Origin of the sequence: Collimonas fungivorans Ter331 (assembly GCF_000221045.1) — a bacterium.
In the GTDB taxonomy this organism is placed as follows: Bacteria; Pseudomonadota; Gammaproteobacteria; order Burkholderiales; family Burkholderiaceae_D; genus Collimonas; species Collimonas fungivorans_A.
The window spans coordinates 192201-218375 of record NC_015856.1 but is presented as its reverse complement, the minus strand read 5'-3'; the positions used below and the strand labels follow the sequence as shown (position 1 = coordinate 218375).

The following is a 26175-nucleotide window of genomic DNA, read 5'->3' as shown; positions in this document are numbered from 1 at the left end:
GCGCAGACTGCGCTCTCAGACTGTTTCCGCTCCCTCCGGGAAATACAGGCTGAAGCGGATCAGCCCTTCGCGCGAACAGGCGACCTCGGCGCTGCCGCCATGCACCAGCATGATGGCGCGCACGATGGCCAGCCCCAGGCCATTCGATTCGGTATATTCGCTGCGCGACTGGTCGCCGCGGTAAAAACGGTCGAACAGGCGTTCCAGCTGCTCCGGCGGAATCGGATCGCCCTGGTTCTCCACCGCCACATCTATCCCTTGCGCCTGCGGCCGCCCGCTGAGCCGCACCGTGCTGCCGGGCGCCGCGTAACGCACCGCGTTCACCACCAGGTTGCTGACCGCGCGCCGCCACATCACCGGGCTGGCCTGGACCTTGCCGCTGGCGTCGACTTCCAGCCGGATGCCGCGCTCTTCGGCCACGCCTTCAAAATAATCGGCAATCTTGTGCAGCTCGTCGGCCAGCACCAGCGGCGTTTTTTCCACCGCCAGCCCGGCATGGTCGGCATGCGCCAGGAACAGGATGTTTTCGACGATCCGGCTCAGGCGCTGCAGCTCTTCCAGGTTCGACTCCAGCACCTGCTGGTATTCGGCGGCGTTGCGCACCTGGCCCAGGGTGACCTGGGTCTGCCCCATCAAGGCGCCGATCGGAGTGCGTATCTCGTGCGCCAGGTCGGCGGAAAACTGCGACAGGTGTTCGTAGCCGTCGGCCAGCCGGTCCAGCATCGCATTGAACGACGCCGCCAGCCGCCGCAGTTCGTGCGGCGCGTCTTCTTCCCGCAAGCGTATCGCGATATTGGTGGGGCTGACTTCGGCGGCGCGGCAGGCCATCGCCGTCAGCGGCAGGAAGCCGCGCTTGAGCACCAGGAAGCCCAGCAGCGCCGCCAGCAGCACCGCTACTGCCGCCGCACCGATCACTTGCCAGTAATAGCGCGCCAGGATGTGCGACTCCTGGGTCATCACATGGGCGCCGGTAATCACTACCTGGGTGCCGTCGCCGCCGACGTCGGCCAAAGCCGACACCCAGCGCACCCGCACGCCGTCGGCGCGCACGCCAGCGTGCAGCTGCGCCAGCGTCAGCGGCTGGTCCAGGCTTTGCGGCGTCATCGGCGGCGGCGTCATGTGGTCGGGATTGACGCGCACGAACGGCGCCTGGCCCGGGTAAGCGAATATCAGCACATCCTGTTCGCTGCCCAGCATGGTTTCGAACAAGGTCGGACTGTCTTCCATCTGCTTGACGTTGTACAGGTCGTGCAGCAGGTGGCGGAAATGCTCGACCTTGCCGATCAGGGAATAATCGGCGCGGGTTTCCAGCGCCTGCCGGGTCGACGAATACAGGTACATGCCGAGGGTGGCGACGATCGCGCAGGCGATCAGCGCGAACAGGAAAGTCACGCGCGCCGTCAGCGACTGCCTGCGCCAGGCGTTCATGGATCTTCCGCAAACATGTAGCCGATGCTGCGTACCGTGTGTATCAGTTTATGCTCGAAGGGGTTGTCGATCTTGGCGCGCAGGCGCTTGATGGCGACGTCGACTACATTGGTGTCGCTGTCGAAATTCATGTCCCACACTTCCGATGCGATGACGGTGCGCGACAGCGGCTCGCCCTTGCGCTTGACCAGCAGGTGCAGCAGCAGGAATTCCTTGTTGGTGAGCACGATGTCCGTACCTTGACGCGTGACCTTGCGGCGCAGCAGGTCGAGCTGCAGGTCGGCCACCTGGAAAAAATCCAGCTCGTGCGATTCGCGCACCACGCCGCGCCGCAACAGCGTGCGGATGCGCAGCAGCAGTTCGGTGAACGAAAACGGCTTGACCAGGTAATCGTCGGCGCCCAGTTCGAGGCCGCGTATGCGGTCGTTGACGTGGTCGCGCGCGGTCAGGAAGATCACCGGCAGATCGCGTTTGGCGCGCAGGGCGCCCATGATTTTCCAGCCGTCGGTGCCGGGCAGCATGACGTCCAGCACCACCAGGTCGTAGCTGTTTTCCAGCGCCATGTGCAGGCCGTCGCTGCCGTTGCGGACCAGGTCGACCGCATAGCCGGATTCGCGCAAACCTTTCTTGAGGTAGGCGCCGGTCTTGGGATCGTCTTCGATGACGAGGATAGACATGCTTGTGCTTGAACTTATGGTGGGAATATGCCCCATTCTATCAATTCGCTTGCCGCGAATAATGACAATATTGTCATTCATATGTCACCGATAAGACACTGCGCCGGTCCTAGACTGGGATTCCCAGCAACCACCGAGACCGTTTTCATGAAAACCACACAACTTCTGCGCCGGCTTGTTCCTGTATTGGCAGCATCCGCATTCATGGCTTATGGCAGCATCGCCGCCGCCCAAACCGCTGCCCCGGTGGTGCGGGTACGCGCCACCATCGACAAGGTCAATCCCGACAGCCTCGAAGTCAGCACCAAGGCCGGCAAAAAACAGACCCTGAAACTGGCGCCTGACCTGATGCTGTTCTCGGTCAGCCATGCAGCGATCACCGACATCAAGTCCGACAGTTTCATCGGCAGCGCTGCAGTGCCTTTGCCTGACGGCAGCCTGAAGGCGCTGGAAGTGCATGTGTTCCCGGCCGGGATGAAGGTTGGCGAAGGCCACTACGCCTGGGACCTGGGCAAGAAGAGCAGCATGACCAACGGCACCGTGGGCGACGTGGTGGTGACCAGCGGCCGCACCATCACGGTCAAGTATCCGGATGGCGAAAAGAAAATCGTGGTGCCGGCCGATGTCCCAATCGTCAGCCTCAACAAGGGTGACCGCAGCCTGCTGGTGGCTGGCGCGCATGGCGTGTTTTTCGTCAGCAAGGCTGCCGACGGCAGCGATGTTGTCGGCCGCGCCACGGTAGGTATCAATGGCGTAGTCCCGCCGATGTAATGCTGTTTGCGGGCGGCCCGGCCGTCCGCGGCGATTTCTACAAGATTTTTGACAAGGTGCATTCATGGCCACTGCTGAGCAACCCCGCGTCCGTGCGCACATCATCCATCCGCTGCTGGTGCGCATAGTCCACTGGATCAATGCCTTCGCCATCGTCTGCATGGTGATGAGCGGCTGGACGATCTACAACGCCTCGCCGCTGTTCGGCTTCGACTTCCCGCGCTGGGCCACGCTCGGCGGCTGGCTGGGCGGCGCGATTGCCTGGCACCTGGCGGCGATGTGGCTGCTGGTGGCAAACGGTTTGATCTACATCGGCTACGGCGTGCTGGCCGGTCATTTCCGCCGCCATTTCCTGCCGCTGCGGCCGCGCGACCTGCTGCGCGACGCCACGGATGCGCTGACTTTCAAGCTGGCGCACCAGCCCGGCATCTACAACGCCGTGCAACGCCTGATGTACATAATCGTACTGCTGCTCGGGGTGCTGGTGGTAGCGTCCGGCCTGTCGATCTGGAAACCGGTGCAGCTGGACGTCCTGGCCGACCTGTTTGGCGGTTACGATACCGCACGCCGCGTGCACTTTGTCGCGATGGCCGGCATCGTCGCATTCGTGGCGGTGCACCTGGCGCTGGTATTGATCGTGCCGAGCACCCTGCTGCCGATGCTGACCGGGCGGGCGCCGCGCCACTCCCCTGACAAGACCGAAAAACAGGAGCAGCAGGCATGAGCGACAAGAAAAAGGATTTGCCGAAAAACCGCGAACTGCAGCCTGAACTGGTGCAGCTGCAGCGCCGCCTGTTCCTGCGTTCCGGCCTGTCGCTGGGCGCGTTGTCGCTGCTGTCCGGCTGCAACCTGCAGGATGGCGACCAGGTCGACAAGGTATTGTGGGCGATGTCGCGCTGGAACGACCGGGTGCAGAGCATGCTGTTCCGCCCCAGCCACCTGGCGCCGACTTATCCGGCCAGCATGATCACCAAGCCGTTCCCGTTCAATGCGTTCTACGACGCCGATTCGGCGCCGGAAATCGACGGCGATACCTACAAGCTGGAAGTCTCTGGCCTGGTGCGCGACAAGCGCAGCTGGAACCTGGCGCAGCTGCGCGCTTTGCCGCAGGCGTCGCAGATCACGCGCCACATCTGCATCGAAGGCTGGAGCGCCATCGGGCAGTGGAGCGGCGTGCCGTTCCGCACTTTCCTCGCCCATGTCGGCGCCGATACGACGGCAAAGTATGTCGGCTTCAAATGCGCCGACCGCTATTATTCCAGCATCGACATGGCCACTGCCTTGCATCCGCAGACCATCCTGGCGCTGGACTTCGGCCAGGAGCCGCTGCCGACCGAGTACGGCTATCCGCTGAAGCTACGGGTGCCGACCAAGCTGGGGTTCAAGAATCCCAAGCACATCGCCGCCATCTTCGTCACCAATGAAAACCCGGGCGGGTATTGGGAAGACCAGGGATACAACTGGTTCAGCGGGTCTTAAGCCACCTACGTAGACCAGGTCATTCGCCCCGTTCGCTGCAGCAGGGGCAGCCGCGATGCTGCCCCATCAGATGCGGTGCGCCGGCGTCTTCATCCCGGTCCAGCGTCTGCATGAATGCGGCCAGCAGTTTTTCCATGCTGGCCAGCCGGTCGGCCGCGCTCAACAAGGCGGGCTTGTTGTCTGGATCGGCGGTTCCTGCCAGCCAAGGCTCGACAGCCGTCTTAGCGTTGGCGCTCATTGCTCTTCCGCCTGGCCGTAAAATTTCTCGCAGATCTTGATCCGTTCGCGTCCCTGCTCCTTGCGCCAGCGGTTGCTGTCGCGCAGCGAGTAAACGCAGCCACAGTATTCCTGCTGGTAGAAATTCTCGCGCTTGGAGATTTCAATCATGCGCGCCGATCCGCCCTGCTTGCGCCAGTTGTGGTCCCAGTAGGTGACGCCGGGATAATGCGCCGCCGCGCGCGCGCCGCAATCGTTGATCTGCTCCATGTTCTTCCAGCGCGAAATGCCGAGCGAACTGCTGATCACCGGGAATCCATGTTCATGCGCATACAGCGCGCTGCGTTCAAACCGCATGTCGAAGCACATGGTGCAGCGCTTGCCGCGTTCCGGCTCGTGTTCCATGCCCTGGGCGCGCGCAAACCAGTTGTCCAGGTCGTAATCGGCATCGATGAACGGTATGCCGTGCTGTTCGGCGAAGCGGATGTTTTCATTCTTGCGCAACTCGTATTCGCGTTGCGGATGGATGTTGGGATTGTAGAAATAGATCGAAAAATCGATTTCGCTGACGATCAGGGCTTCCATCACCTCGCCCGAGCAGGGTGCGCAACAGGAATGCAAGAGCAGTTTATTGTGCCCGCCCGGCAGGACGAGTTTCTGGCGTTGGGTCATGGTCGGCATCAGGAAATGCGGCTACCCAGGGCGAGGCAGCGCTTGTTACCGAGTGTCTCGATTCGGGCCCGCCGCGTCAAGCGACAAACTCTCAAGTTTGCATGAGCGAAATTCATACAGTTGCCAACTGTCCGTCTTGACAGGTGTTTCTGACATGCCGCGGTCATAAATGCGGCATATATTCGGGCGGCAAATGGTGCATGAATTGCACTAACGGAAACTTTTTCCTTCCTGAATGGAGTCGCCATGAAACTGACCCGCCAGCTGTTCCTCACCTTGATCGGCAGCGCCGCCTGCTCCACCCCTCTCCTGTTGGCAAGCCCGGCCGCCCTGGCCTGGGGCGATGAAGGCCACATGGTGGTCGGCCTGATCGCCGATCATTACCTGACAGCCAATACGCGCGCGCAGGTCGAAACCATACTCGCGGCCGACAGCAGCGGCCTGACCGCCACCGACATCGCATCTGAGGCAACCTGGGCCGACAAATACCGCAATTCGCACCGGGAAACCGCTTCCTGGCATTTTGTCGATACCGAGATCAGCGACGGCGACATCGACGCCGCCTGCTTCGGCCATCCTAGCTTGCCGGCCAATACCCCGGCATCCGGCGGCGTGGCGCAGGATTGCGTGGTCGACAAGGTCGACCAGTTCGCCATCGAACTGCGCGATCCTGCCACGACGCCGGCGGAACGCCTGCTGGCGCTGCAGTTCCTGCTGCACTTCGTCGGCGACCTGCACCAGCCGCTGCATTCCAGCGATTCGCACGACCGCGGCGGCAACGACGAGACGGTATCGGCGACCGGCATCGCGGCCGGCAAGCTGCACGCCTACTGGGATACCGCTTTTGTCAACAAACTGGGAACCGACCAGAACAAGGTGGCGGCGGCATTGATCGCCAAGATCACCAGCGCCGAGGTCAAGCAATGGCAGAAACAGACGCCGCGCGACTGGTCGCTGGAAGCCTTCGATATCGCCCGCACCGATGTCTACGGCAAGCTGCCGACGCCGGATTCAAGCGGAAAATACAAGCTGCCGGCGACTTATATCAGCAACGCCGGCAGCGTGGTCGCCACCCAGCTGAGCCGGGCAGGCGTGCGTCTGGCCAAGGTTCTCAACGATGCCTTGGGCGGCAGCGCGTCCGCAAGCTCGGGTTCCGCCATCTTGCTGTCGCCGTTTGCCGGGAAAAAATAAAATGCGCCCCTAGTCGCCGCACGACGAGTAGGGTGGGCACCTGTGCCCACGCGGACGTATCACAACACGAATGTCCGCGGCACCGCGTGGGCAGAAAAACTTGCCCACCCTACGCAATCAAGCCGCGTTTTGCCAGCATAGGCTCCACCTTCGGATCGCGGCCGCGGAAGGCGCGGAACGCCAGCGCTGGATCCTGCTTGTTGCCTGAGCTGTAGATGTAACGCTGCAGGCGTTCGGCGATTTTCTGCTCGAACGGGTCGCCGGCTTCGATGAAGGCATCGTAGGCATCGGCATCCAGCACCTCTGCCCACATGTACACGTAATAACCGGCTGCATAATCCGAGCCGCTGAACAGATGCTGGAAGTGCGACAGGTGATGGCGCTGGCCGATATCCTGCGGCACGCCCAGCAGCTCGCACTGCTGCGCTTCGAAGGCAGCGATATCGACCTTGCTGCCGTTCGGCAGCGAGTGCAAAGCCATGTCGATCAGGGCCGGGCCGGCGTACATGATGGTGGCCCAGGCCTGGTCGAACTGGCGCGCGCGCTTCAGCTTTTCCAGCAGGGCTGGCGGCATTGCCGCGCCGCTCTGGTAATGGCGAGCGTGGCGTTGCAATACGATTTCTTCCTCGGCCCAGTTCTCGAAAATCTGCGACGGCAGTTCGACGTAATCCTGCAGCACCTGAGTGCCGGCCAGGCGCTCGTACTTCACCTGCGACAGCAAACCGTGCAAGCCGTGGCCGAACTCGTGGAACAGGGTGCGCACGTCGTCGAAACTCAGCAGGCTGACGTCAGCCTTGGCGAAATTGTTGTTGTTGATGACCACCGGCAGCGTGCCGCCGTCGTGACCGGACTGGCTGCGGAAGATATGCATCCAGGCGCCGCTGCGCTTGCTGGCGCGCGCGTAGTTATCGCCGATAAAGAGCCCGATCAGCGTATTGTCGCGGTTGCGCACTTCCCACAGGCGGGCGTCGGCATGATGCAGGGCGACGCCGTGCTGTTCGACAAAACTGAGGCCGAACAGCCGCTGGGCGCAGTCGAACATGGCGGTTATCATGTTTTCCAGCGCGAAGTACGGCTTCAGTTCGGCGTCGTCCAGGTCGTAGCGCGCCTGCCGGACTTTCTCCGCCAGGTAGCGCCAGTCCCAGGCCGCGATCGGCGTCGGCTGGCCCAGGCTGCGCGCCATGTCGGTCAGCGCGGCGCGGTCGTCCTCAGCCTTCTTCTTGGCCGGCTCCCATACCTTGCCGAGCAAGGCCGACACCGCTTCAGGCTTGCCGGCCATGCGGTCGACCAGCTGATAGTCGGCGTAGGTCGGATAACCGTGCAACTGCGCCTGCTCCTGGCGCAAGGCCATGATTTCTGCGGCGACCGGACGATTGTCGTGGGCGCCGGCATGGGCGCCGCGCGCGACCCGGCCGCGCCAGACCGCTTCGCGCAGGTCGCGCCGGTCCGAAAATGTCAGGAACGGTTCGGCCAGCGAGGGCGACAGCGTGATCACATGGCTGCCTTGCGGCAAGCCGCGCTGCTGCGCCGCCGCCTCAGCTGAAGCGCGCAGGAATTGCGGCAAGCCGGCCAGCGCCGCTTCGTCTTCCAGCTGCACGGAAAAACCGGATTCGTCGGCCAGCACGTTTTGCGTGAACGCCGTGCTCAAGGCTGCCAGCCGCTCGGTCAAGGCGCTGTAGCGCGCCCGCGATTGCGGCGGCAGGTTGGCGCCGGCGCGCACGAAATCCAGGTGCACGCGCTCCAGCAGGCGCAGCTGTTCCGGATCCAGGTCCAGTTCGGCGCGGCGCGCGTACAACGCAGCGATGCGCGCGAACAAACCGGCATGCAGGTAGATCGCATTCTTGTGCGCGGCCAGGCGCGGCGCCAGCTCGACTTCCGCCGCCTGCAGGGCAGGCGAGGTTTCGCTTGCGGTCAGGTTTTCGAACAGCAGATTGATGCGGCTGTTCAGGCGCCCAGAAGCGTCGAAGGCTGCCAGCGTATTGGCGAAATTCGGCGCGGCGGACTGGGCCGCGATGGCATCGATCTCAGCCAGGTGCGCTGGCAGCGCCACTTCAAATGCAGGCACGAAATGCTCAGCCTTGACCAGGTCGAAAGGCGGCAGTCCGTACGGGGTATTCCAGTCTTGCAACAGCGGATTGATGGCGGTCATGGCAACTAGCATCCTGGCTAATGGAGAGAACGCTATTGTATAGCGCCGTGCGGATTCCCGACGCAACGCTGCACTGGTTGACCGTGAGCGATCGGGTATCGATTGGGTAATTTCGCGGCTTGAATTATACTGTACATACATACAGTATAATTTGCGTGGAGAGATGTGATGATTGTTGTCAGAAGACCGGAGCTAGACGCCATGACTGCCAGACTGAAAGCCGCAATCGCAGCCATCGTGACGCGCCATCGCAATGCCGACACCCTGCTGACCTGGTCACTGATGCATCAGATCGAAAACGAAGCGATCGCCGCCCTGACGCAAGCGGACGATGTCGATCTGATGCAGATCAACATGCTGCGCGCCTATCCGGTGGCCTACCCGCGCACCGACGATCCGGTCAATTTCGGCAACGCCAACCGGGTGCCGGTAGTGCTCTCGCTGATTTATAACGAATACAGGCGATCGCACTAGGCAACGCCGCTCAAATTACAAGCCGAGGTCGCTCAATCCTGGATGATCGTCAGGACGACGTCCCAGCGGCCAGTGATATTTACGTTCCGACTCCTTGATCGGCAAATCGTTGATGCTGGCGAAGCGGCGATGCATCAGGCCGTTTTCATCGAACTCCCAATTCTCGTTGCCATAGGAACGAAACCAGTTGCCGGCGGCATCGTGGCATTCATAAGCGAAACGCACGGCGATCCGGTTGCCGTCGAAGGCCCACAATTCCTTGATCAGGCGGTAATCCAGCTCACGCTCCCATTTGCGGGTCAGGAACTGCACGACCTGTTCCCGCCCTTGCGGAAATTCGTGGCGGTTGCGCCAGATGGTGTCGACGGTATAGGCCAGCGACACACGCTGCGGATCGCGGCTGTTCCAGCCGTCTTCCGCCATCCTCACCTTCTGCGCCGCCGTCTCGCGGGTGAAGGGCGGGAACGGCGGACGGGCTTCGCTGGCTTGACTCATGGTAATGCTCCTAGATCGATGGATGAAAGACTGCGGCAGGCGCTGGTTGCTACTCTACGCAATATTTCGCCAGCCTGCTGGCAGCCGGTTTACGAAGCGCCAAAGCGCAACGCTGCGATAAGGGATAAAGTGTCGCCTTGTATTTTCAAAGGCACTTCAAGATGGAACAAGCACAACCCGGAAAACTCAGCCCCGGCCTGGTGATCATGATGTCGATCGCTACCGGCGTCGCGGTGGCCAGCAACTATTACGCGCAGCCGCTGCTGCATACCATCGCCGCCCGCTTCAACATTTCCAACGGCAGCGCCGGCCTGATCGTCACCGTGGCCCAGCTCGGTTACGCGCTCGGCCTGATGCTGCTGGTGCCGCTGGCAGACATGCTGGAACGGAAGAAACTGATCGTCATCATGACCCTGCTGTCCGCCTGCGGACTGCTGATCACCGCCACTGCGCAAAGCATGGCGTTCGTCTTGATCGGGACGGCGCTGACCGGGCTGTTTTCGGTGGTGTCGCAGGTGCTGGTGCCGTTTGCTGCGACCCTGGCGGCGCCGCAGGAACGCGGCAAGGTGGTCGGCCACGTGATGACCGGACTGCTGCTGGGCATCCTGCTGGCGCGCACCGTGGCCGGCTATCTGTCGGCGCTGGGCGGCTGGCAGACTGTTTACTGGTTCGGCGCGGCGCTGATGATCGTGACGGCGGTACTGCTAGGACGCGCCCTGCCGCGCCATCACCAGTCGCAAAGCATGAGCTATCCGCGTTTGCTGGGGTCGATCCTGACCTTGTTCGTGGCGGAGCCGGTATTGCGTATCCGCGCCTTGCTGGGTGCGATCATCTTCGCCGTGTTCAGCGTACTGTGGACTTCGATTTCCTTCTTGCTGGCGGCCGAGCCTTTCCATTATTCCGACGGCACCATCGGCTTGTTCGGCCTGGTCGGCGCCGCCGGCGCCATGGCGGCCTCGCACGCCGGACGGCTGGCGGACCGCGGCCACGCCGGCCGTTCGACTTCCGTCGGCCTGGCGCTGCTGTTGCTGTCGTGGCTGCCGCTGCTGTTCGCCAAAAGTTCGCTGCTGGGGCTGATCGTCGGCATCCTGCTGCTGGACCTGATGGTGCAGGCGATCCACGTCACCAACCTGAGCGTCATCAATCACCTGCATCCGGACTCGAGGAATCGCCTGACCGCCGGCTACATGACTTGCTACTTCATCGGCGGCGCCTGCGGTTCGGTGCTGTCGACCGCGATGTACGGCTACGCCGGCTGGTTCGGAGTGTCGATGACAGGCGCCGGCCTGAGCGCGGCCGGCCTGGTCATCTGGCTGCTGGCCGAACGCAAAGCCGAGCCCGCCACCCAGCACTAGGATTAACAAGTCACGGACGTTTCAGCTCGGGATACAGCGTCATCAGCTGCATCGCCACGCCGTTGGTCCAGCCGAAGCCGTCCTGCAAGGCATATTCGCCGCCACCCGCTTTAGCGCCGCTGCCGACCACATCGTATTTTTCCACCAGCTTGCCGCTGCCGGCGTAGACCTGCTGCACCTTGCCCATCCAGCGCGTAGCGATATCGCGCGCCTGGGCATGCAGGCCGTAGCGGTTAAGGCCGTCCACAGCGATCCATTGCAGCGGCGCCCAGCCGTTGGGCGCATCCCATTGCTGGCCGCTGTCGACCGGCGTAGTGACAATGCCATGCGGTTTCAACAGCTCCTTGCCGGCCCATTGCGCGACACGCGCCGCTTGCACCGGTTCGGCGATGCCGGCAAACAGCGGATAAAAAGCAGCGGCGCCGGGACGCGCGGTCGACTGCTGTTTGCGCCACTGGTAATCGACGTAGTAGCCGCCGGCTTCATCCCACATGTACTTTTGCACGGCAACCCGACGGCGTTCGGCGCGCTGCTTGAAATCGCCGTTGCAGGCAAGGTCGCGCACCCGTTCGCAGCCAAGCCGGATCGCGTTTTCCAGGCCGTACAGCAAGCTGTTCAGGTCGACCGGCAGGATCGCCGTAGTCTCGATGGTGGCCAGGGTCTTGCCGTCGGCGAACCAGCGGCTGCTGAAATCCCAGCCGCTTTCGGCGCCGGCGCGTATGTCGCGGTAGACCTCGGCCGGCTGGCGTCCGCTTTGCCTGGCCAGGTTGACATCCTCGGCATACGATTCGTCGCGCGGCACGGCGCGATCGTCGTAGTAGCGGTTCAGCACGGCGCCGTCGGCCAGCGCCACTACCCGCCGGTATGCCGTGCCGGGCTTGAGTCCACGCTCGCCATCCATCCAGAAGCCGTACTCGCGCCGCAGCTGCGGCAGGTAGCGCGCATAGGCGGCGGCTGGGTCCTGGGTCGACAGCAGGCCCACCATCTTGAAGTAGAACGGCGGCTGCGAGCGGCTCAGGTAATAGCTGCGGTTGCCGTTCGGGATATGGCCGTAGCGGTCGATCAGGCTGGCGAAATTATCCACCATGGCACGAATCAGCTGCGGCTTGCCGTTTTGCAGCAGGCCCAGCATGGTGAAGTAGGAATCCCAGTAATACACTTCGCGGAAGCGCCCGCCCGGCACCACATAAGGTTGCGGCAAAGGCAGCAGCGACGAGGCTGCGCTGGTCTTCGCCGGCTGCTGGGTCAGGTGCGGCCACAAGCCGGCGATGTGCTGCTGCAGCGATTGCGAGCGATCGCTGACGTAAGCGTCCGGATCGTCTTGCGGCAGTTCAAAATGCTGCCGGACAAAATCCGCCAGCGCGAAACCGGGCCGCTCCTTGGTCCGCAGGTACTCGGCTTCGATGGCGGCAGGCCGGCCTTTCGGCAAGGCGTCGACAAAGGTCTTGCCGTCCTCGAAAACCTGGCTGGTCTGCACCGCCGAAAACAGCTGCGGATACAGCTCGGACGGTGGCGCCGGATAAGCAGCGGTGTTAAGGACAGCGGAGGTATCGGCGTACGTCGGTGCGGCAATGGCAAGGCCGGCCGCGAGGATCAGCGCGGCTAAACGGGAATAATGCCGGCGCGATGGTGCAAAGAAGAAAACCATGTTCGTCTCCATCATTTTCGTTTTAAGTAAAATAATGGTAACTTAGTTAATCAGATTTCCCGGTCTATACCACTTCTACAATTGAGATTTCCGTCAACAGCTTTTTAATCTCCGGCACGCAAGAGCCGCAGTTGCCGCCGGCTTTCAGGCAGGCGGTGACCTGTGCCACGGTGGTCAGGCCCTGCTTGCGCGCCGCATCGCAAATGGTATTGCGGCCGACTGAAAAACAGGAACACACCGTAGGGCCGGTATCGGCGCCCTTCGCTATCGGCTGGCCCAGCAGCAGGCCGATCCGGTCGGCATCTTCCAGCTGCTCCTTGACGAACAGGCCGGCCAGCCAGGCGCGCGACGGCAGGTCCGGCCGCGGCGACAGGAACAGACAAGCCTCGATACGATCATCCACCACATGCACCGCGCGATAGATGCCGGCGCTGGCGTCCTGATATTCCAGCCAGTCGGCGTCGGCAATAGCAACGCCCAGCAGGTCGGCGGCCCAGGCGCCATGGTCGGCGATCGGGCTGCGGCCGGCCAGTTCGTAACGGTTGAAGCGCCGTCCCTGGATCCGGGTCCAGTGGGTGACGTCGTCGAGCACCGGCCGGCCGCGGCTCAGCACGAACCCGTACCAGGCCACGCGGAATTCTTCGACCAGCACCGGCGTATGCTTGAATTCCGGCTCGCCGGAAACTGGATCGACCACCGGATTGACCAGCGCTCCCACCCGCGCGTCCGACGCCGACTGGCCGTTCCAATGGATAGGCACAAAAATACTGCCGCGCGCGATGCCGCCGCCATGCTGCACCCGCGCCACCATCGATCCCCAGCGGCTGGACACGCGCGCCAGCGCGCCTTCTCGCACGCCATACAGCAAAGCATCCTGCGGGTGCATGTCGACGAAAGATTCCGGCACATGGTCAGCCAGCTTGGGCGACTTGCCGGTGCGCGTCATGGTGTGCCACTGGTCGCGCACGCGGCCGGTATTCAGGCTCAGCGGATAGTCGCTGTCGGCTGCGTGCTGCGGCGCCCTTGGCGCGGTAGCGATAAAACGCGCCTTGCCGTCGGCGTGGGCAAAACGGCCATCGGCGAACAGCCGTGCCGTACCCTGTTTTTCACCGGCAGAGGTGGCGACGACAGGCCATTGCACCGGCTGCAAGGCATCGAAGGCGGCCTGGTCCAGGCCGCTCAGGCCGGCCAGATTAAATACCCGGCGCTGGCCGAAAGCATCGCCGTTGCGGAAGGAACTAAGGCGCGCGTGCTCGTCGAACACCTGGTGCGCTGCGCTGAAATCGAAACCTGCGTAACCCATGCGCTGCGCCACCTGGCACAGGATCTGCCAGTCGGCGCGCGCTTCGCCCGGGGCCGGCAGGAAAGCGCGCTGACGCGAGATGCGGCGTTCCGAGCTGGTGACCGTGCCATCTTTCTCGCCCCAGCCCAGGGCCGGCAGCACGACATGGGCGAAAGCGCCGGTGTCGGTTTTTTCGATGATATCGGACATCACCACCAGCTCGCACTTGGCCAGCGCGCGCTGCACCTGGTCCGCATCCGGCAGGCTGACTACCGGGTTGGTGGCGATGATCCATACCGCCTTGACCTGGCCGGCTTCGATTGCCTGGAACAGGTCCAGCGCCTTCAGCCCGGGCCGCTGCGCCATGCGCGGCGCCTGCCAGAAATCCTGCACCGTCTGCCGGTGGCGCGGATTGTCCAGGTCCATGTGCGCGGCCAGCATGTTCGCCATGCCACCCACCTCGCGGCCGCCCATGGCGTTCGGCTGGCCGGTGATCGAAAACGGACCCATGCCTTCTTTTCCGATGCGCCCGGTCAGCAAGTGGCAATTGATGATGCTGTTGACCTTATCGGTGCCGGACGACGATTGATTGACGCCTTGCGAAAAGGCGGTCACCACTTTCTCATTCGCCGCGAACCATTCGTAGAAAGTCAGCAAGTCTTGCGGATCGAGTTTGCAGGTTTTTGCTACCGCCGCCAGGTCGGCGCATTCGGCCTCGGCGGTTTCCAGCGCCGCCTCCAGGCCATTGGTATGCGCTTCAATGAAACTGCCATCGGCGGCATCGTGGCGCGCCAGGAAGCTGAGCAGGCCGTTGAACAGCCAGACATCGCTGCCGGCCTTCAACGGCAGGTGCAGGTCGGCCAGTTCGCAAGTGGCGGTGCGGCGCGGATCGATCACCACCAGCTTCATCTGCGGCCGCGTTTCCCTGATCCTGGCGATGCGCTGGAACAGGATCGGATGACACCACGCGGTGTTGGAGCCGACCAGCACCACCAGGTCGGCCAGTTCCAGGTCTTCATAACAGAGCGGCACCAGGTCGGCGCCGAAAGCACGCTTGTGGCCGGCGACGGCGGACGACATGCACAGGCGTGAATTGGTGTCGATGTTGGCGCTGCCGATGTAACCCTTCATCAGTTTATTGGCAATGTAATAGTCTTCCGTCAGCAACTGGCCCGAGACGTACAGCGCAACAGCGTCCGGGCCGTGTTGCTCGATGACTGAACGAAAACCAAGCGCGACCTTGTCCAGCGCCGCATCCCAGGACACGCGCTGCAATGCATCGCCGTGCCGCGCCCGCATCTGCGGATGCAGCAGGCGGCCGTCCAGGTCGACGGTTTCGCCCAGCGCCGAACCCTTGACGCACAGGCGGCCCGCATTCGAGGCATGGGTTTCATCGCCGGCGATGTCGACCTGGCCGTCGCCGCGCACGGTAGCGCGCACGCCGCAGCCGACGCCGCAATAGGGACAAGTGGTCAGCGTGCCGGCCAGCTGGCTGGCCGCAAGCAAGGGAAACGTCGGGACCGGATCCATGCGCGCTCCCGTTCAGGCGGCCTGGGCGCACAGCGCCTGGCCGAACAGCAGCTGGCTGCGCAGCGCCGAAATATCGGTGCGGCCCTGGATCATCTCGAAATACCAGGGGCCGTCCTTGACGTCGCCATACAATACCGCGCCGACGATATGCGGGCCTTTGATCACCAGCCGCTTGTAGATGCCGCGGCGCGGATCGCGCAGCACCAGGTCTTCGCTGCCTTCGCCGCCGATGAAATCGCCAGCCGAATACAAGTCGACGCCGGTAACCTTGAGCTTGGTGGCGGTGGCCTGCTGCACATAACGCCGATGGCCGGCGCCGGCCAGGTGGGCGCCGCATACGCGCGCCTGGTCCCAGATCGGCGCCACCAGGCCGAAAGTCGCCATGCGGTGCTGCACACATTCGCCTACCGCATAGATGCGCGGATCGTAGGTCTGCAAGGTATCGTCGACCACGATCGCACGTTCACAATGCAGGCCGGCCTGCTGCGCCAGTTCGATATTGGGACGGACGCCGGCGGTCATGACCACCAGGTCGGCAGGAATCTCGGTGCCATCCTTGAAGCGCACCGCGGTGACTTGTTCGGCGCCGATAATTTCAGCGGTCTGAGCGTTCAGTAAAAACCGCAGGCCTTTCTGTTCCAGCGCCTTCTTCAGCAAGACCGCCGCCGACTTGTCCAGCTGCCTTTCCATCAGGCTGTCCATGACATGCACTACCGTCACATCCATGCCTTGCCGCAACAGGCCGTTGGCGGCTTCCAGCCCGAGCAGGCCGCCGCCGATGACCACTGCATGGCGATGGCTGCGCGCCGCCGCCAGCATGGTTTCGACGTCCTGGATATCGCGGAAGGCGATCACGCCCGGCAGTTGATGGCCCGGCACCGGAATGATGAAGGGCTTGGAGCCGGTCGCCAGCAGCAGGCGGTCGTAGCGCAGCTCGATGCCGGCGCGCGAGCGGACAATCCGGCGCTGCCGGTCTATGCCGGTCACCGGATCGCCGGCATGCAGCGTGATCCCGTGCTGCCGGTACCACTCCGGCGTATTGAGCATGATGTCGTCCATGCTCTTGTCGCCCGCCAGCAGCGGCGACAGCAGGATGCGGTTGTAGTTGCCGTGCGGCTCGGCGCCGAACACGGTGATGTCGTACAGGTCCGGCGCCAGCTTCAGCAGTTCTTCGACCGTGCGCATGCCAGCCATGCCGTTGCCGATCACCGCCAGCGCCGGTTTCCTGGCTGTCGATGGCGTGTCATTTGCGATGTTCATATGCATGCGGCTACCCACACCTTGCCCTCGCTGATGCGGGCCGGATAGGCGTTCACGGAATGTTCCGGCGCCTCCAGGCATTCGCCGGTCTGCAAATCGAAATGGTGTTTATAGATGGGAGAAGCGACTACGATGCGCTCCCCCAGGCTGCCGACCAGGCCGCGCGACAATACCGCCGCTTCGGCGTTCGGATCGTAGTTGCCGATGGCGAAGACTCGATGTTCGCCGTCGACCACATGGAACACGGCAACCTGCTCGCCGTTGACCAGCGCGCAGACGCCGGTGTCCGGCAAGATATCGTCCAGCTGACAAACGGCGATCCAGTTGCTGCTTTGTTGGTCGTTGTGCATGGTATTCCTTTAAACGGTTTCCACGACAACCGGGATGTTGATGCGCTTGCGTTCTTCTATGGTGGCCGGACGGATCTGGCCGCGCTCTTGCATGAATACCACGTTATTGTCGGCCTGTTCGCTGTTGACGAAATGCTGGAAGCGCTTGCGCGTTTCGGCATCGGTCACCGCGTGCTTCCATTCGCATTCGTAAGTGTCGACCACGTGCTGCATGTCGGCTTCCAGTTCGGCTGCAATATGCAGCTTGTCGTCCACCACCACCTGTTTCAGGTAATCGAGCCCGCCTTCCAGGTTGTCGCGCCAGACGCTGGTGCGCTGCAGGCGGTCGGCAGTGCGGATGTAGAACATCAGGAAACGGTCTATGGTCTGGATCAAGGTCGCCTTGTCCAGGTCCGATGCCAGCAGTTCCGCATGGCGCGGCTTCATGCCGCCGTTGCCGCACACGTACAGGTTCCAGCCTTTTTCGGTGGCGATGATGCCGACGTCCTTGCCCTGCGCCTCGGCGCATTCGCGGGTGCAGCCGGAGACGCCGAACTTGATCTTGTGCGGCGCGCGCAAACCCTTGTAGCGGTTTTCCAATGCAATCGCCAGGCCGACGCTGTCGTCGACGCCGTAGCGGCACCAGGTCGAGCCGACGCAGGATTTGACGGTGCGCAGCGACTTGCCGTAAGCGTGGCCGGATTCGAAGCCGGCCGCGATCAGCTCTTCCCAGATCAGCGGCAGCTGCTCGACGCGGGCGCCGAACAGGTCGACCCGCTGGCCGCCGGTGATCTTGGTGTACAAGCCGTACTTCTTGGCGACTTGGCCGACCGCGATCAAGCCGTCCGGCGTGACCTCGCCGCCGGCCATGCGCGGCACCACCGAATAGGTACCGTCTTTCTGGATATTGCCGAGGAAGTAGTCGTTCGAATCCTGCAGGCTGGCGTGTTCCTTTTTCAGCACAAAGTCGTTCCAGCAGGAAGCCAGGATGCTGGCCGTCACCGGCTTGCAGATATCGCAGCCAAGGCCCTTGCCGTGCTGTTCCAGCAGGGCGCCGAAAGTCTTGATCTGGCCCACCTTCACCAGGTGGAACAGCTCCTGGCGCGAATACGGAAAATGTTCGCAGACATGGTTGTTGACGGCCACGCCCTGCTTCTTCATCTCGGACTTCATGATCTGCGTCACCAGCGCCACGCAGCCGCCGCAGGAAGTGCCGGCCTTGGTGCAGCTTTTCAGGGCGCCGATGCTGGTGGCGCCGGCGCTCACCGCCGCGCACAAGTCGCCTTTCGACACATTATTGCAAGAACAGATCTGCGCCGTTTCCGGTAAGGCATCGACGCCCAAGCCCACCCTGGCCTGGCCGTCGGCCTGCGGCAGGATCAGGAACTCGGGCGAGGCCGGCAGTTCGATGCGGTTGAGCATCATCTGAAGCAGCGTGCCGTATTCGCTGGCGTCGCCCACCATCACGCCGCCCAGCAGGTATTTGCCGCATTCCGACACCACGATCTTCTTGTAGATCTGCTTGCGCTCGTCGGTGAACTGGTAGGAGCGGCTGCCGGCTTCCTTGCCGTGCGGATCGCCGATGCTGGCGACATCGACGCCCATCAGCTTGAGCTTGGTGCTCATGTCGGCGCCGCTGAATTCAGGAACCGCCGTGCTGCCGTCAACCGTGAGCATGTGCTTGGCAGCGATACGCGCCATGTCGTAACCCGGCGCCACCAAGCCGAATATGCGGCCGTTCCACAAAGCGCATTCACCAATCGCATAGATATCCGGATCGGAGCTGCGGCAGCTGTTGTCGATCACGATGCCGCCGCGCTCGCCGACCTTGAGGCCGCTGTCGCGCGCCAGCTCGTCGCGCGGACGGATGCCGGCGGAAAATACGATCATGTCGGTATCGAGATGGCTGCCGTCGTCGAAATTCATGCGATGCGTGCCGCTTTTGCCGTCGACGATTTCCAGGGTGTTCTTTTGCGTATGCGCAGTGACGCCCAGTTCTTCGATTTTCTGGCGCAGGATGCGGCCGCCGCTTTCATCCACCTGCACCGCCATCAGGCGCGGCGCGAACTCGACCACATGGGTTTCCAGCTGCATGTCGCGCAAAGCCTTGGCGCATTCCAGCCCGAGCAGGCCGCCGCCGATGACGACGCCGCTGCGCGACCGTTTGCCGCATTCCAGCATCGCTTCCAGATCCTCGATGGTGCGGTAGACAAAACAATCCTTGCGCTGGTTGCCGGCAAGGGTCGGCACAAACGGATAGGAGCCGGTCGCGATCACCAGCTTGTCGTACGACAGGATTTCGATGGCGCCGCCGACATTCACCGTCACGGTCCTGGCGATGCTGTCGATCAGTTGCGCCTTGGCGTTCAGCTTCAGTTCGATATGGCTGTTGGCTTCGAAAAAGCCGGGCGCCACCAGCGACAGGTCTTGCGCCGATTTGCCCGAAAAGAATTCCGACAGGTGGACGCGGTCGTAAGCCGGGCGCGGTTCTTCGCACAGCACAGTGACTGCCATCCCTGGCGTGCCGGCCTCGGCCAGGCATTCCAGGAACTTGTGGCCGACCATGCCGTGACCGATGACGATGATTTTCATGGTGCGTCCTTTATGCATTTCGGGTGGCTAGTGCGAGATCGTGCAATTCCTGTTCCTGCGCCTTGTGTTCCGGGCTGAAGCGCACGGCGATGGCGCACAGCGCCGAAATCGTCACCAGCGCGCCGAGCATGGTCAGCGTTTGCTGGGTATCGCCCAGGCCTTTCATCAGGAAACCGGCAGCAACCGCGCCGACATTGCCGCCGGCGCCGATGATGCCGGCCACGCCGCCCAGCGCCTTGCGGTCGATGAACGGCACCAGCGCATAAGTGGCGCCGCAGGCCATGTGGGTGAACAGGCCAAACGTCAGCATCGCCACCACCGCCAGCGCCACGCTGCCGGCGTGGGCAAACCACAGCAAACCCAAACCCTCGCCCAACATCAGCACAAACAGCAATGCCGCCCGGCTATCCAGGTTGCCGCGCAATGCCGCTTTATCGGACAGCCAGCCGCCCAGCGCACGCGCAAACAAGGCTAGCAAACCAAAGCTGGCGGCGGCCATGCCCGCCCCCTTCAGCGACAAGCCGAAGTGGTCGACGTAATAAATGGCAGCGATGTTGTGAATGAAAATCTCGACGCCGAAACAAGCGCCGTAAGTAACGAACAGCAGCCACACCCGGTAGTTGGCGCTGGCGGCGCGAAAACTGGCCCAGCCGCCCTTTTTCCCACCCTCTATCGCCACGCCGCGGGCGCGCAAATCCGCGTAATTGCCTTGCGGGCAATCCTGCGTATAGCGCCAGTACAGCGCCGCCATGATCAGCATGAACACGCCTGGCACCAACAACGCCAGACGCCAGCCCAAGGTCTCGCTGACGCCCAGCATCAGCAACGCTGTCGCCAGCAACGGCATCAAGGCTTGCGCCGCGCCGCCGCCGGCATTGCCCCACCCAGCCGAGGCTGCATTGGCGGTGCCGACCACATTGGAGGCGAACATGACCGAGGTGTGATACTGCGTGATGACAAAACTGGCGCCGACCGCGCCAATGCATAGGCGGAAGAACAGGAAGCTCTCATAACTCTGCACCATGGCCACGCCGAACACCGGCAACGCGCCTATCAGCAGCAACCCGGTATAAGTTTTGCGCGGGCCGTAGCGGTCGCACAGCGGACCGACCAGCAACCGCACCAGTATCGTCACTGCTACTGCGGCGATATTGATATTGGCGATTTGCGCCATGCTCAGTCCGAGCTGTCCCTTGATCAGCGGCATCAGCGGCGCGCAGGCGAACCATGCGAAGAAACAGACGAAGAACGCCATCCAGGTCAGATGAAAGGCACGCATCTGAGGTGTGCGCAGGCTGAAGAGTTGGATACTGGTCGCTTTATTTGCCATTTTTTTGTCTCTTTAAAAACAAAAAGGCGTCCTCTCGTCCCAACCATAGAGTGGTCGGGCCAAGAGGACGCCGTTGTCCAACAGATCCATCATTGGACCTGCGTTAGAAAAGGTCGGATCTTCGTTGATCCTATGGCCTGATCCAGAGCAAACGCCGTGCCATCAATTTAATACATTGATTTAAAAGGAGTTTTTCATTTTCGAAGCATGGGAAATTTTGCCCGCCGCGCCGTTGCAGCGCGCGGCGCAGGATTTTTTGCCTGAAAATGGTGCGCTGCACTCTATTTCGGTGCAGCGGCCGTGCGCCGGCTATATCGCCTGCCAGCCCTCGATCCCGGTAAATATCCCGGCGGCAATCAGCAATGCGCCCACTGCCTGCGCCGCGACCAAGCTGCCGCGCGGATTGGCGTCGAACCAGCTGCGGGTGCGGCTGGACAGGATGGCGATGAAACCGTACACGCCTGCCTGGGTAAGCGCGGTGATTATCCACAGCACCAGCGCCTGGCTCCAGATCGGGCCGGCATCGATTTTCAGGAACTGCGGGAATATCGCCAGCATGAATACGTAGGCTTTCGGGTTGAGCAGGCTGGTCAACATGCCTTGGTAAAAAGTGGTGGCAGGCGCCTTGGCCGGGGCCGGCTCAGGCGACGCCGATGCAAAACGGAAACCACTCTCGCTGCGCAGCAGCGACCAGCCGATCCAGGCGATGTAGGCAGCGCCGGCCAGCAGCACCAGGTTGAACAGGCTAGGCCACAGCTTGAGCACCACCGCCAGGCCCAGCGCGCCCATGGTCATGTGGCAGACGCCGCCGGCGACAATCCCTGCCACCGCCGCCAGGCCCGAGCGCCGGCCGCCGACCAGCGCGCTGGCCAGCACGAAAGCCATGTCCAGCCCGGGCAGGATGATGACGCCGAATACGATCATGAAATACAGCCAGAGATTGACGGATTGGTTCATTGGGAGGCTCCTTGCGCGCAATGGGTTGGTTTGTATTTTTGTTGCTGGAACCGACGATAAAGTATATATAGGACACAATCCGCCCTATATATAAACTATCCTGCAAAGGGCGCGTTAGGCAATAAGTTGGGCATTTGGGCGGCCGTAGCTGGATGCGATGCAAGGCGCCCGATGCGCTGCAGTGCGAGCACTGCAAGTGGTGGGCAACGCAGCAGCGCGCCAGCTACGGCCAGCACAAATGTTCAACTTATTGCCTAACGGGGCCTAAGCATGTACCACCCAACCACACGCGTGCTGGCAGTGCTGGAACTGCTGCAAACCCATGGCCGGATGAGCGGAGCCGAGATGGCGTCGCGCCTGGAGGTCGACAGCCGCACGCTGCGCCGCTACATCGTGACCCTGGAAGAAATGGGAATCCCGATCACAACCGATCGCGGATGCCACGGCGGTTATGCGCTGATCGCCGGCTTCAAGCTGCCGCCGATGATGTTTACCGACGACGAGGCGCTGGCCTTGTCGATCGGCTTGCTGGCGGCGCGCAGCCTGGGCCTGGCCGAAGCGGCGCCGGCCGTGGCGAGCGCCCAGGCCAAGCTGGAACGGATCATGCCGGCCAACCTGAAGCGCCGCGTCAGCGCCGTCGACGAGACAGTCAAGCTCGACCTGTCGCAAGCCGTCTCGCCGGCCGACAACGCTGCCTTGGTGGCGCTTAGCGCGGCGGCGCAAAACAGGCAGCGCGTGCATCTGCATTACCGCAGCGCCGGCGGCGACGACAGCGAGCGCGATTTCGACGCCTATGGCCTGGTGTATCGCAGCGGCCGCTGGTACGTGGCGGGCATGTGCCATCTGCGCCAGGACCTGCGCTCGTTCCGGCTGGACCGGATCCGCCAGGTGCAGCTGCTGGAACAAAGTTTTATCCGCCCGGCCAGTTTCGACGCCCTGGCCCACCTGGCGTTTTCGGTCGCCACCATGCCGCGCGCGTTTGCGATAGAGGTATTGCTCAAGACCGATCTCAAGTCGGCGCGCGACCATCTGTTCGACGCCATCGGCATCTTCGAGCAGACCGCCGATGGCGTGCTGGTCCATAACCAGTCGGACGATCTCGACTGGTTTGCCAGGCAATTGGCGCGGCTGCCGTTCGCATTCGAGATCCGCCATCCGCCGCAATTGCGCGACGCCGTCAGGATTTGTGCGCAAAGATTATTGGCGCTGGCGGGCAATTAGAGCCCTGCCTCGCAATATTGACAGTATGTCGATGATGCAATGCACGATAGAGTGGTTGTGATGCAGATTCGCGGCTTTACAGTTCTCCGCAGAACAACAAGCTGCATAAAAACAGCGCTTAAGCCCCGAAAACACGGCCCCGGCAAGAGTTTCAAGGCATCTCCGTGATATCCTGAGCGTTCTAAAACATAACGCTTTTGTTGTCAATGAATACACCTGCTGTTGCAACCACTCCTAACCCTGTTCAAACCGCTCGCGTTCTGCTCAAGGAACTCCAGGAAAAATTCGCGGTATTCCGCGATTACCAGCCGCTCGCGATCGGCATCGACAAGCAGCTCATCGCCCTGACGCCTGAACTCAACCGCAAGACTTTGCGCATAGCGCTCGGCATGCACACCAACTCGCTGCGCTATCTCAAGGGGATGGAAAAAGCGACGCACCGGTTCGACCTCGAAGGCAACAGCACGGATGAAGTGACGGAAGTCCATCGCACCCATGCCACCGAGACGCTGCGCGAACGTTTCAAGAAAAACGCCGAACAGCGCAAGGCCCAGCGCGCCGCCGAAGCGGCCCAGGAAGCCGCCGAAAAAGCAGCGCGCCAGCATGCGGAAAAACTGAACCAGCTGACCGCAAAATTCTCGCGCAACCGCGGCTGAAAAATTTGACCGGCTGCGCAGCGTTTACGGCAGCCGGCTCATTTGCGGGTCAGCAGCCATATCCAGTTGGAACCGGCGCCGGCCATCGTATTTTCTTCGATTGAAACACAGGGTTTTTGCCGGGCCGCTTTGCCCAGCATCGAACTGTAAGCGTCCCGGTTGCCCTTGTTCGTCAGCCTTTGTGTTGCGCGCCGCGTGTATTCGTCGCCAAACGCGACGATCGCTTCCAGCTTCCTTTGCAGTTCGCTGTCGTCGCTCAGGCGATTCGCCAGCTGGCGCCAGATATCGGCCTGGTTCCAGCGCATGAAACGCACATAGGCGGTCTGCCAGCGGCCGAATTCCGGCGGCAGCGCCGACCATTTCGAACGGCTCTCCACCACCCACAAAATGGCTTGCAGGAACAGGCGGTTGTCGCGGCCGGTGGCGCCGGGGTCAGCATCTCCTCCCAGCAGCAGCGGTTTCAGTTTTTGCCAATGCTCTTCTCGCAGATCCATATCGTCCATACCATGCTGGTGGTTATCAAACTGTTCGATATATTTTTGATCATTTCGAGTGAAAAATACATAAGGGATGGCTGAATCCGTGGACAGGAAATGCCTGTGTTTTCCTGGCGGCGCATATCGCGCAAGGCGACCGCCCGCCGGGCTACTTGATCAGCTTGAGTATTTTGCGGAATTCCGGATGGTCGCTATTGCCCATCCATTCGAACATCAGCATTTCGCTGCTGACGATTTCAGCGCCGGCGGCACAGGCGCGGCCGATCGCCGCTTGCTTGTCGCTGCCGCGGCGCGAACCGATCGCATCGCTGACCAGCTTTACCCGGCGCTGCCGGTGCAGCAACCCCAGCACCGTCTGCAGCACGCAGACATGGGCTTCGCAGCCCAGCACCACCAGCTCGTCCCGGCCATTGCACAGCGCCGCCATGAATGGAGCCTGGGCGCAGGCATCGAAGCTGGTTTTTTCTATGGTCCGGTCCAGCAACGCATCAATGGGCGCGACGGTGCGCCCCAGCCGCAACGGCTGCTGCGCGGTGCCGATCACGGGAATGCCCAGCAACCCCGCGGCCTGCGCCAGCAGCACCGCACGCTGCAAGACTAGCGCGCCGTCATCGATCACCGGCATCAGTTTTTCCTGCAGGTCGACAATGATCAGGGTTGCGCGGGAGGCGTCGCAGAGATAGCTCATGGGCAGATAAGATGTTTAGGACATATCCGGTTTTATACCACGCGCCGCAGCTGCTTTCCCGTCCGCCCGCAATCAGACCCGTTCCAGCACCACCGCAATCCCCTGGCCGACGCCGATGCACATCGTGCACAGCGCGTAGCGGCCCTGAATGCGCTGCAGCTGGTTGACTGCGGTGGCGGCCAGGCGCGCACCGGAAGCTCCCAGCGGATGGCCGAGCGCGATGGCGCCGCCGTTCGGATTGACGCGCGGGTCGTCGTCCTGCAATCCGAGCTGGCGCAGCACCGCCAGCCCCTGGGCGGCGAACGCTTCATTGAGCTCAATCACATCGAACTGGGCCAGGTTCAGGCCGGTCAGCGCCAGCACTTTCAGCGTCGCCGGCGCCGGGCCCATGCCCATAAGGCGCGGCGCAACGCCGGCGCTAGCCATGGCGACGATCCGGGCCCTCGGCACCAGGCCATGTTTCGCGGCGTTGGTTTCGTCGGCCAACAGCAGTGCGCAAGCGCCGTCGTTGACGCCGGAGGCATTGCCCGCGGTGACGCTGCCGTCCGGCCTGACCACCGGTTTCAGCTTGGCCAGCGCTTCCAGGCTGGTGGCGCGCGGGTGTTCATCTTTATCGACGATGATGGTTTCGCCTTTTTTCTGCGGGACTGCAACCGGCGTGATTTCGCTGTCGAAGTAGCCGGCGTTTTGCGCCGCTACCGTTTTCATCTGGCTGGCCAGCGCCATCTGGTCCTGGTCGGCGCGGCTGATGCCGTATTCGGCAGCGACATTTTCCGCGGTCTCCGGCATCGAATCGACGCCGTACTGCTGCTTCATCAGGATGTTGACGAAGCGCCAGCCGATGGTAGTGTCTTCGATCCTGGCGCTGCGCGAAAACGCGCTCTCGGCCTTGGCCATCACGAACGGCGCCCGGCTCATGCTCTCGACGCCGCCGGCAATCATCAGGCCGGCCTCGCCGCTCTTGATGGCGCGCGCCGCCGTGCCCAGCGCGTCCAGGCCCGATCCGCACAGGCGGTTCAGGGTCGCCCCCGGCACTTCCAGCGGCAAGCCGGCCAGCAGCGCCGACATGCGCGCCACGTTGCGGTTGTCTTCGCCGGCCTGGTTGGCGCAGCCGTAGATGACATCGGCCACCGCTTGCCAGTCGACCTGGGGATTGCGCGCCATCAGGGCGCGGATCGGAATCGCGCCGAGATCGTCGGCGCGCACGCTGGCCAGCGCACCGCCATAACGGCCGAAGGGTGTGCGCTGGGCATCGCAAATGAAAGCGTGGGACATGGT

At 62.6% G+C, this 26175-nt stretch carries 24 protein-coding genes; 8 read left to right on the top strand and 16 right to left on the bottom strand.

Annotation, left to right across the window (positions count from 1 at the left end; translation table 11 throughout):
* Positions 1–15 precede the first annotated feature (15 nt).
* Positions 16–1428 carry a heavy metal sensor histidine kinase gene (locus tag CFU_RS00920; RefSeq protein ID WP_014004177.1) on the bottom strand — a complete coding sequence of 471 codons (1413 nt, stop codon included), beginning with the start codon at positions 1426–1428 and terminating at the stop codon, positions 16–18.
* On the bottom strand, positions 1425–2105 hold the full coding sequence (locus tag CFU_RS00915; RefSeq protein ID WP_014004176.1) for a heavy metal response regulator transcription factor: 681 nt from the start codon (positions 2103–2105) through the stop codon (positions 1425–1427). The genes CFU_RS00920 and CFU_RS00915 overlap by 4 nt, the downstream gene beginning before the upstream one ends.
* A gap of 147 nt (positions 2106–2252) precedes the next feature.
* On the opposite strand from CFU_RS00915, the gene CFU_RS00910 reads away from it, so the two are divergent.
* From CFU_RS00910 to CFU_RS00900, 3 genes are all read left to right on the top strand, one after another.
* Positions 2253–2876: a hypothetical protein gene (locus CFU_RS00910; RefSeq protein WP_041741034.1), complete on the top strand. Its 624-nt coding sequence runs from the start codon at positions 2253–2255 to the stop codon at positions 2874–2876.
* Positions 2877–2940: 64 nt separating this feature from the next.
* Positions 2941–3600 (top strand): cytochrome b/b6 domain-containing protein, encoded by a 660-nt coding sequence (locus CFU_RS00905; protein ID WP_014004173.1) that lies wholly within the window; start codon positions 2941–2943, stop codon positions 3598–3600.
* Positions 3597–4355 (top strand): molybdopterin-dependent oxidoreductase, encoded by a 759-nt coding sequence (locus tag CFU_RS00900; protein WP_014004172.1) that lies wholly within the window; start codon positions 3597–3599, stop codon positions 4353–4355. The genes CFU_RS00905 and CFU_RS00900 overlap by 4 nt, the downstream gene beginning before the upstream one ends.
* Positions 4356–4374: 19 nt before the next feature.
* Here the strand turns inward: CFU_RS00900 and CFU_RS00895 are convergent, their stop codons facing one another.
* Both CFU_RS00895 and CFU_RS00890 read right to left on the bottom strand, forming a co-directional pair.
* Complete coding sequence (locus CFU_RS00895; protein ID WP_014004171.1) at positions 4375–4593, bottom strand: hypothetical protein; 219 nt, start codon at positions 4591–4593, stop codon at positions 4375–4377.
* Positions 4590–5252: an epoxyqueuosine reductase QueH gene (locus CFU_RS00890; protein WP_014004170.1), complete on the bottom strand. Its 663-nt coding sequence runs from the start codon at positions 5250–5252 to the stop codon at positions 4590–4592. Before CFU_RS00890 ends, CFU_RS00895 begins: the two co-directional genes overlap by 4 nt.
* A gap of 237 nt (positions 5253–5489) precedes the next feature.
* On the opposite strand from CFU_RS00890, the gene CFU_RS00885 reads away from it, so the two are divergent.
* Positions 5490–6434: a S1/P1 nuclease gene (locus CFU_RS00885; protein WP_014004169.1), complete on the top strand. Its 945-nt coding sequence runs from the start codon at positions 5490–5492 to the stop codon at positions 6432–6434.
* Positions 6435–6543: 109 nt separating this feature from the next.
* On the opposite strand, the gene CFU_RS00880 is transcribed toward CFU_RS00885, so the two are convergent.
* A complete protein-coding gene (locus CFU_RS00880; RefSeq protein ID WP_041741033.1) occupies positions 6544–8583 on the bottom strand; it encodes a M3 family metallopeptidase in 2040 nt (679 codons plus the stop codon).
* A gap of 201 nt (positions 8584–8784) precedes the next feature.
* Between CFU_RS00880 and CFU_RS00875 the strand changes: the two genes are divergently transcribed.
* A complete protein-coding gene (locus CFU_RS00875; RefSeq protein ID WP_081466379.1) occupies positions 8785–9057 on the top strand; it encodes a DUF2471 family protein in 273 nt (90 codons plus the stop codon).
* Between the two features lie 15 nt (positions 9058–9072).
* Here the strand turns inward: CFU_RS00875 and CFU_RS00870 are convergent, their stop codons facing one another.
* Positions 9073–9552 carry a DUF1348 family protein gene (locus CFU_RS00870; RefSeq protein ID WP_014004166.1) on the bottom strand — a complete coding sequence of 160 codons (480 nt, stop codon included), beginning with the start codon at positions 9550–9552 and terminating at the stop codon, positions 9073–9075.
* A gap of 161 nt (positions 9553–9713) precedes the next feature.
* On the opposite strand from CFU_RS00870, the gene CFU_RS00865 reads away from it, so the two are divergent.
* Positions 9714–10907 (top strand): MFS transporter, encoded by a 1194-nt coding sequence (locus CFU_RS00865; RefSeq protein ID WP_041741031.1) that lies wholly within the window; start codon positions 9714–9716, stop codon positions 10905–10907.
* A 10-nt stretch (positions 10908–10917) separates the two neighbouring features.
* Here the strand turns inward: CFU_RS00865 and treF are convergent, their stop codons facing one another.
* The 7 genes from treF to CFU_RS00830 form a co-directional block, all read right to left on the bottom strand.
* Positions 10918–12555, bottom strand: coding sequence for an alpha,alpha-trehalase TreF (gene treF / locus CFU_RS00860; protein WP_041741030.1), 1638 nt, complete (start codon positions 12553–12555; stop codon positions 10918–10920).
* Between the two features lie 64 nt (positions 12556–12619).
* Entirely contained in the window at positions 12620–15367 is a 2748-nt protein-coding gene (locus CFU_RS00855; RefSeq protein WP_014004163.1) for a nitrate reductase, read from the bottom strand.
* A 12-nt stretch (positions 15368–15379) separates the two neighbouring features.
* Complete coding sequence (locus CFU_RS00850; RefSeq protein ID WP_050808434.1) at positions 15380–16627, bottom strand: NAD(P)/FAD-dependent oxidoreductase; 1248 nt, start codon at positions 16625–16627, stop codon at positions 15380–15382.
* A complete protein-coding gene (gene nirD, locus CFU_RS00845) occupies positions 16624–16977 on the bottom strand; it encodes a nitrite reductase small subunit NirD (protein ID WP_014004161.1) in 354 nt (117 codons plus the stop codon). The genes CFU_RS00850 and nirD overlap by 4 nt, the downstream gene beginning before the upstream one ends.
* 9 nt (positions 16978–16986) lie before the next feature.
* The gene (gene nirB / locus CFU_RS00840; RefSeq protein WP_041742871.1) at positions 16987–19548 is read right to left on the bottom strand and encodes a nitrite reductase large subunit NirB; all 2562 of its coding nucleotides are present in this window, start codon (positions 19546–19548) and stop codon (positions 16987–16989) included.
* 10 nt (positions 19549–19558) lie between these two features.
* Positions 19559–20878, bottom strand: a complete 1320-nt coding sequence (locus tag CFU_RS00835; protein ID WP_014004159.1) for an MFS transporter — start codon at positions 20876–20878, stop codon at positions 19559–19561.
* 309 nt (positions 20879–21187) lie between these two features.
* The gene (locus CFU_RS00830; RefSeq protein ID WP_041741029.1) at positions 21188–21835 is read right to left on the bottom strand and encodes a LysE family translocator; all 648 of its coding nucleotides are present in this window, start codon (positions 21833–21835) and stop codon (positions 21188–21190) included.
* A gap of 270 nt (positions 21836–22105) precedes the next feature.
* On the opposite strand from CFU_RS00830, the gene CFU_RS00825 reads away from it, so the two are divergent.
* Positions 22106–23056: a helix-turn-helix transcriptional regulator gene (locus CFU_RS00825; protein WP_014004157.1), complete on the top strand. Its 951-nt coding sequence runs from the start codon at positions 22106–22108 to the stop codon at positions 23054–23056.
* Between the two features lie 206 nt (positions 23057–23262).
* Positions 23263–23712 (top strand): ProQ/FINO family protein, encoded by a 450-nt coding sequence (locus CFU_RS00820; protein ID WP_041741028.1) that lies wholly within the window; start codon positions 23263–23265, stop codon positions 23710–23712.
* Positions 23713–23750: 38 nt separating this feature from the next.
* Here CFU_RS00820 and CFU_RS23160 read toward each other — a convergent pair whose 3' ends face one another.
* The 3 genes from CFU_RS23160 to pcaF all read right to left on the bottom strand — a co-directional run bounded on the left by CFU_RS23160 (position 23751) and on the right by pcaF (position 26172).
* A complete protein-coding gene (locus CFU_RS23160) occupies positions 23751–24206 on the bottom strand; it encodes a transposase (RefSeq protein ID WP_190275208.1) in 456 nt (151 codons plus the stop codon).
* Positions 24207–24357: 151 nt separating this feature from the next.
* Entirely contained in the window at positions 24358–24897 is a 540-nt protein-coding gene (locus CFU_RS00810) for an isochorismatase family protein (protein WP_014004154.1), read from the bottom strand.
* 72 nt (positions 24898–24969) lie between these two features.
* On the bottom strand, positions 24970–26172 hold the full coding sequence (gene pcaF / locus CFU_RS00805; protein ID WP_014004153.1) for a 3-oxoadipyl-CoA thiolase: 1203 nt from the start codon (positions 26170–26172) through the stop codon (positions 24970–24972).
* Between the last annotated feature and the right edge of the window lie 3 nt (positions 26173–26175).

Coding starts and splice junctions, on each gene's coding strand:
- CFU_RS00920 (WP_014004177.1), bottom strand. CDS start 1,428: ATGAACGCCTGGCGCAGGCAGTCGCTGACGGCGCGCGTGACTTTCCTG.
- CFU_RS00915 (WP_014004176.1), bottom strand. CDS start 2,105: ATGTCTATCCTCGTCATCGAAGACGATCCCAAGACCGGCGCCTACCTC.
- CFU_RS00910 (WP_041741034.1), top strand. CDS start 2,253: ATGAAAACCACACAACTTCTGCGCCGGCTTGTTCCTGTATTGGCAGCA.
- CFU_RS00905 (WP_014004173.1), top strand. CDS start 2,941: ATGGCCACTGCTGAGCAACCCCGCGTCCGTGCGCACATCATCCATCCG.
- CFU_RS00900 (WP_014004172.1), top strand. CDS start 3,597: ATGAGCGACAAGAAAAAGGATTTGCCGAAAAACCGCGAACTGCAGCCT.
- CFU_RS00895 (WP_014004171.1), bottom strand. CDS start 4,593: ATGAGCGCCAACGCTAAGACGGCTGTCGAGCCTTGGCTGGCAGGAACC.
- CFU_RS00890 (WP_014004170.1), bottom strand. CDS start 5,252: ATGCCGACCATGACCCAACGCCAGAAACTCGTCCTGCCGGGCGGGCAC.
- CFU_RS00885 (WP_014004169.1), top strand. CDS start 5,490: ATGAAACTGACCCGCCAGCTGTTCCTCACCTTGATCGGCAGCGCCGCC.
- CFU_RS00880 (WP_041741033.1), bottom strand. CDS start 8,583: ATGACCGCCATCAATCCGCTGTTGCAAGACTGGAATACCCCGTACGGA.
- CFU_RS00875 (WP_081466379.1), top strand. CDS start 8,785: ATGACTGCCAGACTGAAAGCCGCAATCGCAGCCATCGTGACGCGCCAT.
- CFU_RS00870 (WP_014004166.1), bottom strand. CDS start 9,552: ATGAGTCAAGCCAGCGAAGCCCGTCCGCCGTTCCCGCCCTTCACCCGC.
- CFU_RS00865 (WP_041741031.1), top strand. CDS start 9,714: ATGGAACAAGCACAACCCGGAAAACTCAGCCCCGGCCTGGTGATCATG.
- treF (WP_041741030.1), bottom strand. CDS start 12,555: ATGGTTTTCTTCTTTGCACCATCGCGCCGGCATTATTCCCGTTTAGCC.
- CFU_RS00855 (WP_014004163.1), bottom strand. CDS start 15,367: ATGGATCCGGTCCCGACGTTTCCCTTGCTTGCGGCCAGCCAGCTGGCC.
- CFU_RS00850 (WP_050808434.1), bottom strand. CDS start 16,627: ATGAACATCGCAAATGACACGCCATCGACAGCCAGGAAACCGGCGCTG.
- nirD (WP_014004161.1), bottom strand. CDS start 16,977: ATGCACAACGACCAACAAAGCAGCAACTGGATCGCCGTTTGTCAGCTG.
- nirB (WP_041742871.1), bottom strand. CDS start 19,548: ATGAAAATCATCGTCATCGGTCACGGCATGGTCGGCCACAAGTTCCTG.
- CFU_RS00835 (WP_014004159.1), bottom strand. CDS start 20,878: ATGGCAAATAAAGCGACCAGTATCCAACTCTTCAGCCTGCGCACACCT.
- CFU_RS00830 (WP_041741029.1), bottom strand. CDS start 21,835: ATGAACCAATCCGTCAATCTCTGGCTGTATTTCATGATCGTATTCGGC.
- CFU_RS00825 (WP_014004157.1), top strand. CDS start 22,106: ATGTACCACCCAACCACACGCGTGCTGGCAGTGCTGGAACTGCTGCAA.
- CFU_RS00820 (WP_041741028.1), top strand. CDS start 23,263: ATGAATACACCTGCTGTTGCAACCACTCCTAACCCTGTTCAAACCGCT.
- CFU_RS23160 (WP_190275208.1), bottom strand. CDS start 24,206: ATGGATCTGCGAGAAGAGCATTGGCAAAAACTGAAACCGCTGCTGCTG.
- CFU_RS00810 (WP_014004154.1), bottom strand. CDS start 24,897: ATGAGCTATCTCTGCGACGCCTCCCGCGCAACCCTGATCATTGTCGAC.
- pcaF (WP_014004153.1), bottom strand. CDS start 26,172: ATGTCCCACGCTTTCATTTGCGATGCCCAGCGCACACCCTTCGGCCGT.